This is a genomic window from Alcanivorax sp. HI0083 (assembly GCF_001635175.1).
The window spans coordinates 1-8,188 of the sequence record NZ_LWFX01000989.1 but is presented as its reverse complement, the minus strand read 5'-3'; the positions used below and the strand labels follow the sequence as shown (position 1 = coordinate 8,188).

8 protein-coding genes are annotated in these 8,188 nt (G+C 59.3%); 4 read left to right on the top strand and 4 right to left on the bottom strand.

The window, feature by feature from the left end:
• The 3 genes from A3754_RS11860 to A3754_RS11850 form a co-directional block, all read right to left on the bottom strand.
• Positions 1–1,249 (bottom strand): sigma-54 dependent transcriptional regulator (locus A3754_RS11860; protein WP_063519856.1); only part of this gene is annotated, 1,249 nt, incomplete at its 3' end.
• 11 nt (positions 1,250–1,260) lie between these two features.
• On the bottom strand, positions 1,261–2,814 hold the full coding sequence (locus A3754_RS11855; RefSeq protein WP_063519855.1) for a PAS domain-containing sensor histidine kinase: 1,554 nt from the start codon (positions 2,812–2,814) through the stop codon (positions 1,261–1,263).
• Positions 2,804–3,046, bottom strand: coding sequence for a PP0621 family protein (locus A3754_RS11850; RefSeq protein WP_063519854.1), 243 nt, complete (start codon positions 3,044–3,046; stop codon positions 2,804–2,806). Before A3754_RS11850 ends, A3754_RS11855 begins: the two co-directional genes overlap by 11 nt.
• Before the next feature lie 388 nt (positions 3,047–3,434).
• On the opposite strand from A3754_RS11850, the gene A3754_RS11845 reads away from it, so the two are divergent.
• Positions 3,435–5,060 carry an NAD+ synthase gene (locus A3754_RS11845; protein WP_063519857.1) on the top strand — a complete coding sequence of 542 codons (1,626 nt, stop codon included), beginning with the start codon at positions 3,435–3,437 and terminating at the stop codon, positions 5,058–5,060.
• A gap of 134 nt (positions 5,061–5,194) precedes the next feature.
• On the opposite strand, the gene A3754_RS11840 is transcribed toward A3754_RS11845, so the two are convergent.
• Entirely contained in the window at positions 5,195–6,013 is an 819-nt protein-coding gene (locus A3754_RS11840) for an outer membrane protein assembly factor BamD (protein ID WP_063519853.1), read from the bottom strand.
• A 68-nt stretch (positions 6,014–6,081) separates the two neighbouring features.
• Between A3754_RS11840 and rluD the strand changes: the two genes are divergently transcribed.
• The 3 genes from rluD to pgeF all read left to right on the top strand — a co-directional run bounded on the left by rluD (position 6,082) and on the right by pgeF (position 8,178).
• Positions 6,082–7,056: a 23S rRNA pseudouridine(1911/1915/1917) synthase RluD gene (rluD, locus tag A3754_RS11835; RefSeq protein WP_063519852.1), complete on the top strand. Its 975-nt coding sequence runs from the start codon at positions 6,082–6,084 to the stop codon at positions 7,054–7,056.
• 119 nt (positions 7,057–7,175) lie between these two features.
• Positions 7,176–7,439: a hypothetical protein gene (locus tag A3754_RS11830; RefSeq protein WP_063519851.1), complete on the top strand. Its 264-nt coding sequence runs from the start codon at positions 7,176–7,178 to the stop codon at positions 7,437–7,439.
• A complete protein-coding gene (pgeF, locus tag A3754_RS11825) occupies positions 7,426–8,178 on the top strand; it encodes a peptidoglycan editing factor PgeF (protein ID WP_063519850.1) in 753 nt (250 codons plus the stop codon). Before A3754_RS11830 ends, pgeF begins: the two co-directional genes overlap by 14 nt.
• The last annotated feature ends 10 nt before the right edge of the window (positions 8,179–8,188 follow it).

Genomic DNA, 8,188 nt, shown 5'->3' with positions numbered 1-8,188 from the left:
CGATTTCCTGAAGAAAATCCTCCAGAGGCTGTTCGCCGGGCCTTACTGGTGATGTCGTTGTTGCTGCCGGGGCGTTATGGCGGGTTGTGGCTGGGGCGGGGCGGTTGGATGTCAGACGCAGATGCTCTGGCAGAATGGTGTTGCCGTCACACAGGGTCAGCGCCCGCTCCAGCGTATTTTCCAGTTCCCTGACATTGCCGGGAAAGGCGTAATTTTCTATGGCGTTCACCGCGTCAGAGCTGACGCTGGGCGGTGGGATGTCCCAGGCTTGGCTGAGCCGGTTGAGAATATGCTGAACCAGTTTGGGGATATCTTCACGTCGGTCGCGCAGCGGCGGTACATGTGCTTCGATAACATTCAGCCGGTAGAAGAGATCCTGACGAAAGCGGCCCTCTTCCATTTCGTCTTCCAGGTTTTTGTGGGTGGCGCAGAGTATGCGCAGGTTGACCTGGAATTCCTTGGCTTCACCGACCGGCCGCACCGATTTTTCCTGGATCGCACGTAGCAACTTCACCTGCATATGTAGTGGCAAGTCGGCCACTTCGTCGAGGAAGAGGGTGCCGCCGTCGGCTTCACGGAACAGGCCCTTTCGGTCTTCCACGGCGCCGGTGAACGCGCCTTTGCGGTGGCCGAAGAATTCACTTTCCATCAGTTCGGACGGAATGGCGCCGCAGTTGACGGCCACAAACGGTTTTTCCCGGCGCGGACCGAGAGTATGAATCAGCCGCGCAATACGTTCTTTACCACTGCCTGACTCGCCGCTGATATAGATGGGCGCCTGGCTGCGGGCCAGCTTTCGAACCTGGGCTTTCAGCGCCACCATGCTGGGTGCGTCACCAATCAGATTGTCTTCTTCTTCATGGTGCTCTTCGACTTCGCTGATGCCCAGACCGTCTTCGATCAGTTGCCGTAACCGGTCCAATGCCACTGGCTTGGCAATGAAATCATAGGCGCCATATTTCATCGCATCGGTGGCGGTTTCCATGCTGCCGTAGGCAGTGATGACGGCGGTGGGCATGGTTGGGCAGTGTTGTGAGATGAATTGGAGAAGTTCCAGGCCTGTGCCATCCCCCAGATTCATATCCGTCAGGCACAAGTCGTAACGCGCCTCTTTGAGCTGTTGCTTGGCGGCAGACAGCGAATCTGCGGCGGTGGCCTGAAGTTTCATGCGACCCAGTGTGATGACCAGCAGTTCGCGCAGGTCAGCTTCGTCGTCAACAACCAGTACGTGGGGGGTATCTGCACTCATAGGCGATTCTGTTATTGAAATTGTCGGTGCGGGTGGGCAAAGGTTATCACAAAGCTGGCGCCTTTCGGGGTTTCCTCAAGGTCCAGTGTGGCCTGGTTGGCGTGGCAGAGTTCCCGGCATAGATAGAGGCCCAGACCATTGCCGTCTTTGGCGGTGGTGTAAAAAGGCTCGAAGAGATAATTCATGGCTTCTTCGCTGATGCCTTGACCATTATCCTGAACTTTTAGCCAGGGCAGGCCGGTACGGTCGTGGTGCCCGCACCGCAGTGTGACGGTGCAGGGGCTGCCGCCATGGCGTAGCGCATTGCCGATCAGATTGTCCAGAACCTGAATGAGTTGATTACGATCAAAGCGGACTTCTACCTCGGGTTGGCAATGGAGGCTGAAGCTGGCTGCGGGGTCTTTCATTTTCCATTGAGCGGTCGTTTCCTCAATCAGCGCCGTCAAGGTAAAGCGTTCGGCTTGCCCCTTGGGTCTGCGTGATAGGTCAAGGACGTCATGAATAATGCCGTTAACCCGGGTCACATGGTTGCGGATGATCTGCAGCAGGTGTTGATCTTCCGGGCTGGGTTCGTCGTCCAGCAATAGGTCTGTGGCATGGTTGATGGCGCTGAGCGGGTTGCGAATTTCATGGGCCAGGGTGGCGGACAGGCGCCCCAGGGATGCCAGGTTCATCTGCTGGGCTTCCTGAGCGACTTGTGCCGTGTTTTCCAGAAACAGCAGGGTCAGGTTTTCATGGCCGGTATCCAGCTGTGCAAAACGGGGGCTTAGCACCGGGGATTGCTCCGATACGCGCAGCGTGCTCAGTGGCAGTAGCGGGTTGTCCTGCCAGCGCTGGAAGCGGCTGGTCAGGGAGTCGGGCAGGGTGTTGCCGAGCATGGGGCTGTCAAACAGGTTATTGGCAGACTGGTTGGACATGAGGATATGAAAAGCGTCGTCGAAAACCAGAATGCCCGTGCGCATGCGCTGCACAATCTGCTGGTTCAGTGCTTCCAGCCGCTCGATGGCAACCTGTTGCTGCCTGGTGATCTTTTCTGTTTGCTCCAGGCGCTGGGCAATTTGCTGGATGATCAGCGACACCATGAAAAAGGCAATGCCCAGCAGGCCGGATTCCGTCAGGGCGAACGGGGACGAAAGCTGTGTATGGATGGAAAAATAGAATTGCTCGAACATGGCGGACAGGGTTGCCAATGCTGCAATAAGAAAGCCCTGTCGACCGCGCAACAGAATATTGCCGGCGGCAACGGTCACCAGCAAAAGCACTGCCAGACCTCCCTCCAGCCCGCCATTGGAGTGCACCACCAGCGTCAGCATGCCCAGATCGCTGATTAACGCCGCCGGTTGTGCCCAGGCAGGGAAGGCCCGCTGATACCGGCGGTTATCCAGCGTGGCGGAGGCCAGCGTCAGACCCAGATAGAGAAAAAGCGTGGTCTCGAAAAGGGCAGGGAAATGGGTGCCGAGCAGCGCCTTGTCCGGCCCGTAATGCAGCAACAGCAGCACACAGGCAATGGCAATGCGGTACACATTATAAATGCGTGCCGGTGTCCAGCCCTGGCTAGCGGTCATGGTGTTCCAGATACTGCCGCTGATGCTCCTGGCTGCAGAAGTGCAGCCCGTTGTGGCTGAACGCTTCGGGGGTGGGAACATGCACGCCGCATTGCGCGCATTTCACCATGATCTGGGGGTTGCCGGAGGCATTGCCGGAATCCGTGGGCCGGGCCTGGGCCAGTAATCGTTTTATGACCCGCCAGGCCAGATAGATCAGGGCGGCGATGATAATCAGGCGAATCAGGCCCATGGAGCTCCCCTCGGTTTAGTGTTTTGTCAGATGCTGTGGCGTTCTGTGTTTTTAGCGCATTCATCGATTGCCGGCTAAGAACCTGCTTGGGGTCTATACGCAGCCGCGTTGCCGCTGAAAATGGCGCCAGGCAAGGCGTAAACTGCAGGGCCTGACGGGTCAAGTTCAAGGTTTACAACACAGCATGGCGCCATTTGCAGCGGCAACCCGAAGGGCCGGGGCCCTTTTGCCGCCAGCCCGCGATTGCTCTTGCTTATGTAGAATGACTACACATCACAATCGCAATCACGACCTGGCGAAAAAAATACCGCCGGCGCGGCTGCGTATAGACCCCAAGCAGGTTCTAAAGAGTACAATCAGCGCTCACTTGAGGAAAGGCCGGTTGATCATGCGAATTATTATGGCCCAGCAGAATGCGCTGGTGGGCGATATCGAAGGGAATGCCCAGCGCGTTATTGCCGCGGCAGACGAAGCTCGCCGATTGCTGGGAGCGGACCTTGTGCTGTTCCCGGAGCTGATGCTCACCGGTTACCCGCCGGAAGACCTGTTGCTGCGGCCCAGCCTGAATAGCCGGGTCGATGCGGCGCTGGCCGACATTGGCGCGGCGATTTCGGTGCCGGTGGTGTTGGGCTATCCGGCGGTACGCAACGGGCACCGCCGTAATGCGGCTGGAGTGGTGTTCCCGGGGGAGTCTGGTCCTCGCCATGAGTATTTCAAGCAGCACTTGCCCAATTACCGGGTATTTGACGAAAAACGCTATTTCCAGCCGGGCACCGATGCCTGCACCTTTGATATCGATGGCTGGACGTTGGGTATCACCATTTGTGAAGACATCTGGCACGATGGCCCGGCGGCCCAGTTACAGCAGGCGGGTACCGACCTGATCCTGAACTTGAATGCCTCCCCTTACCGCACCAACAAGGCCGAGGAGCGTTTTGCCCAGGTACAAGCCCGCAGCCGGGAAACCGGATTGCCGGTGCTGTATTGCAACCTGGTTGGTGGGCAGGATGAGTTGGTGTTTGATGGTGCCTCGTTTGTCTGTGATAGCAAGGGTGCGCGCTGCGTGCAGGCGGCCAGCTTTTCCGAAGCACTGGTGCCCGTGGATGTGCAGTGCCAGAGCGGGCACTGCGAGCCGTGTGGCGAGGCGTTGCCGTTACCCGGGCCGGAGGAGGGCATGTACCAGGCGCTGGTGTTGGCGACCCGCGATTATGTGAACAAAAACGGTTTCAAAGGCGCGTTATTGGGGCTGTCCGGTGGTATTGATTCCGCCCTGACGCTGGCGGTGGCGGTGGATGCCCTGGGCCCGGAACGGGTAGAGGCGGTGATGATGCCGTTCCAGTATACCTCTGCCATGAGCCTGGAAGATGCTGAAAAGCAGGCGCGCACCTTGCGTGTCCATTATCGTGTGTTGCCCATCGAGGCCGCGTTCAATGGCTTTATGGATATCCTCAGTGAGTCGTTTGCCGGCACGGCCCGGGATACCACCGAAGAGAATCTCCAGGCCCGTTGTCGGGGGGTGTTGTTGATGGCGCTTTCCAACAAGAACGGCTCGGTGGTGCTCACCACCGGTAACAAGAGTGAAATGGCAGTGGGCTACGCCACCCTCTATGGCGATATGGCCGGGGGCTTCTCGGTATTGAAAGACGTCTTCAAAACCTCCGTGTTCAATCTGTGCCGCTGGCGCAATCAGCAGGCCGGCGCCGAAATCATTCCGGACCGGGTGATCACCCGCCCGCCGTCTGCCGAGCTGGCCCCGGACCAGGTGGACAGTGATTCGCTGCCCGATTACGACGAGCTGGATGCGATTCTGGAGCGTTACGTGGAGCAGGACATGAGCGCGGAAGCGGTGATCCGNGACGGTTTTGACCGCGAGACGGTCTACCGGGTGGTGAAACTTACCGATCGTAATGAGTACAAACGCCGCCAGGCCGCTGTTGGCCCCCGCGTCAGCCGCCGCGCCTTCGGCAAGGACCGGCGGTATCCGATTACCAACGGTTGGCGGCCGGGAGACTAAAAGCAGCTACGAGCTCCTGGCTGCGAGCTGCAAGGAAGATCAAAATCAAAAAAGGGTGGCCCGAATCATGGTCGGTGCCACCCTTTTTTAGCTAGAAGCTAGAAGCTAGAAGCTAGAAGCTAGAAGCTAGAAGCTCACAGAAGGTCAAACGTCAGCAGGCTCAACAGCCCTTCATCCTCATCCGGCCACCAGGCCAGGTCCACCTGTTTGTCGTCATCCAGGAAGCTGCTTTCCGGCCAGTTCAGGGCCAGTACGGCGCGGCTTTTTTCTGCCTGTTCAGGAAGCTCCAGCCGTTGATAACCCTTGACCATAATGGCCAGGCCTTCTTCCACAGCGGGGGTCTGCTGGTAGTGTTTGACCACATACTGCGCCCGGTTCACGGAAGCAACAATGGCGCCACGGCGAGCGTAGTAACGGGCCACGTGCAGCTCCTGACGGGCCAGCTGGTTGCGGATGTGGACCATGCGAGCGCGGGCGTCGGGGGCGTACTCGCTGTCCGGGAAGCGGGCAACCAGCCGCTCGAAGTCGCGGAAGGAGTCTTTCGCGGCGTCCATATCCTTGCTGGAGCGGTCGGACGTGACCATGTTGTCAAACAGGCCTTTCTCCATGTTGAAGTTAGCCAGCCCGCGCATGTAGAGGGCATAGTCCATGCGTGGATGCGCGGGATAGTTGCGCATGAAGCGTTGCGCCGCTACCACGGTGGCCGGGTAATCCACGGACTTGTACTGGGCGTAGATCAGGTCCAGCGCAGACTGTTCGGCATAGTCCCCATACGGAAAGCGCGCCTCCAGCTCCTTGAGCTGGTCGATGGCCGTCAGGTAGTTTTTCGATTCAATGGACTCGCTGGCCTCCCGATATTGATCGGCCTCGGTGAGTTCCGGGCGATCCTCCGGGTTGCCGGCGCAGCCGGCCAGAATCAGTACACACAGTAGTGGCCATAAAAGTCGTGGCATTCTTTCCTCGTTGAACGGGTTACAATTCGCGAATTCGGTATTTAAGCACAGGTTGAGGAACCTTTTATATGGGACATCTTGGCGGCGAAAAAATTCAGCGCACCGAACAGGTGAAGCCGGAGCACGCCGGGCAGCGGGTAGACCAGGTGGCGGCAGAGCTGTTTGACGGCTTTTCCCGGTCTCGCCTGCAGACCTGGATCAAGAATGGCGTGCTGACGGTCAACGGTGCCAAGACCAAGCCCAAAGAGAAGCTGACCGGTAATGAATCGCTGACGCTGGAAGTGGAAATTGAGCCTGAGCTGGATGATCAGCCCCAATCCATTGATCTGGACGTGGTGTACCAGGATGACGACCTGATTGTGATCAACAAGCCCACCGGGCTGGTGGTCCACCCGGCTGCGGGGCACGCAGATGGTACTCTGCTGAACGGTCTGCTGCATCTTGACGAGCGGCTCAACAGCCTGCCCCGCGCGGGAATTGTGCACCGGCTGGACCGTGACACCACCGGGTTGATGGTGGTGGCTCGCTCTCTGGAGGCCCACCAGAGCCTGGTGGCGCAACTTCAGGACAAGAGCCTGTTCCGGCAATACGAGGCGATTGCCGTGGGCGTGATGACTGGCGGCGGCAAGGTGGACGCACCCATGGGGCGTCACCCGGTGGACCGCAAGAAGCAGGCCGTGGTGAAAACCGGCGGCAAGAATGCGGTGACTCACTACCGCGTTCTGGATCGCTACCGGGCTCATACCCGCATTCAGGTGCAGCTGGAAACCGGCCGCACCCACCAGATTCGCGTTCACATGGCGCATCGTAACTACCCGCTGGTGGGGGATCCGCTCTATGGTGGTCGGCTCAAGCAGCCTGCCGGGGCCACTGAAGCGCTGCGTCAGGCGCTGCACAAGTTCCCCCGCCAGGCACTGCATGCCCGCAAGTTGGGGCTGATTCACCCGGCCACGGGCGAATATCGTGAATTCGAAGCGCCGCTGCCGGCGGATATGACAGGGCTGATTGCCGCACTGGAAGCCGACATCAAAGAAGAAGAGTGATAAGAGGTGCAGGGTGTGGCGTTGCTGATGGCCGGCTGCGCTAGGGAGCCTTTGAGGAATTCCCTGCGTACTCAGCGTGCGCGGTAAGTTACCACGCGGAAAAAGGAACAGACTGGGCGGTGCTGGATGGCTATCTGCAGCGCCGTTGTGAGACGCTACTGGGCCAGCAAGCCGCTTCGGTGACGGATATCACCCACCGAATCCACGGCAATGTGGCCCAGTCAGACATGGCGACCAGTGCGCCAGTGCGAACCGGAGGCGATGCCATGGGTGGAAACTTCAGTTCTCCCGGCCTGTCTCAGCACGGAGTGCTGTTCAAGTTGCGTGTGGCGGAAGGGTGTGTTCCCCCGACTGACCAAGGAGCCAGCAATGTCACTGCCTGACAAGAGCCAATGGCTATGCCCGGACTGGAATCCACACCCGGCCGTGCGGGTGTGCGTGACGACCCGTGCCGGTGATCATTCCCCCAAGCCCTGGCACGGGTTCAATCTGGGGTTGAACTGCGGTGACCAGCCGGCGCGGGTCGAGCAGGCCCGTCATCATGTGGAAAAACTGCTGCAGGCGGATCACCCCGCCGCCTGGTTGTGGCAGGTCCACGGCAAGCAAGTGATACGCGCCGATGCCCAGGATAACGAAGCCGATGGGGTCTGGACTGACCAGCAACGCTGGCCCTGTGTGGTGCTGACCGCTGATTGTCTACCGGTGTTGCTGGCCCGCACTGATGGAGCGGCTGTTGCGGCGGTCCATGCCGGTTGGCGGGGTTTGCAGGCCGGTATTATTGCCAAAGGCGTGGCCAGTATCGCGCCCAACGGTGAGGCCGTCAGCGCCTGGCTGGGTCCGGCCATTTGTGGGCAGTGCTACCAGGTGGGGGATGAGGTCTACCGTGCCTTTACCGAGAATCGGCCTGCGTTCAAGCCTGCTTTCCAGAAAGATGCTTCCCCCGGCCACTGGCGATTCTCGGTGGCTCATGCCGCCATCATTGAGCTGGCCCAGCTCGGCGTCGATGATGTCCACGGTGGGGATCTCTGCACGGCCTGTGACCTGTCCCGTTTTTATTCCTATCGCAAGGAAGGCGAGACCGGGCGTTTTGCGTCGCTGATCTGGCTGGACGGGGATAATTAATAGTCAATAA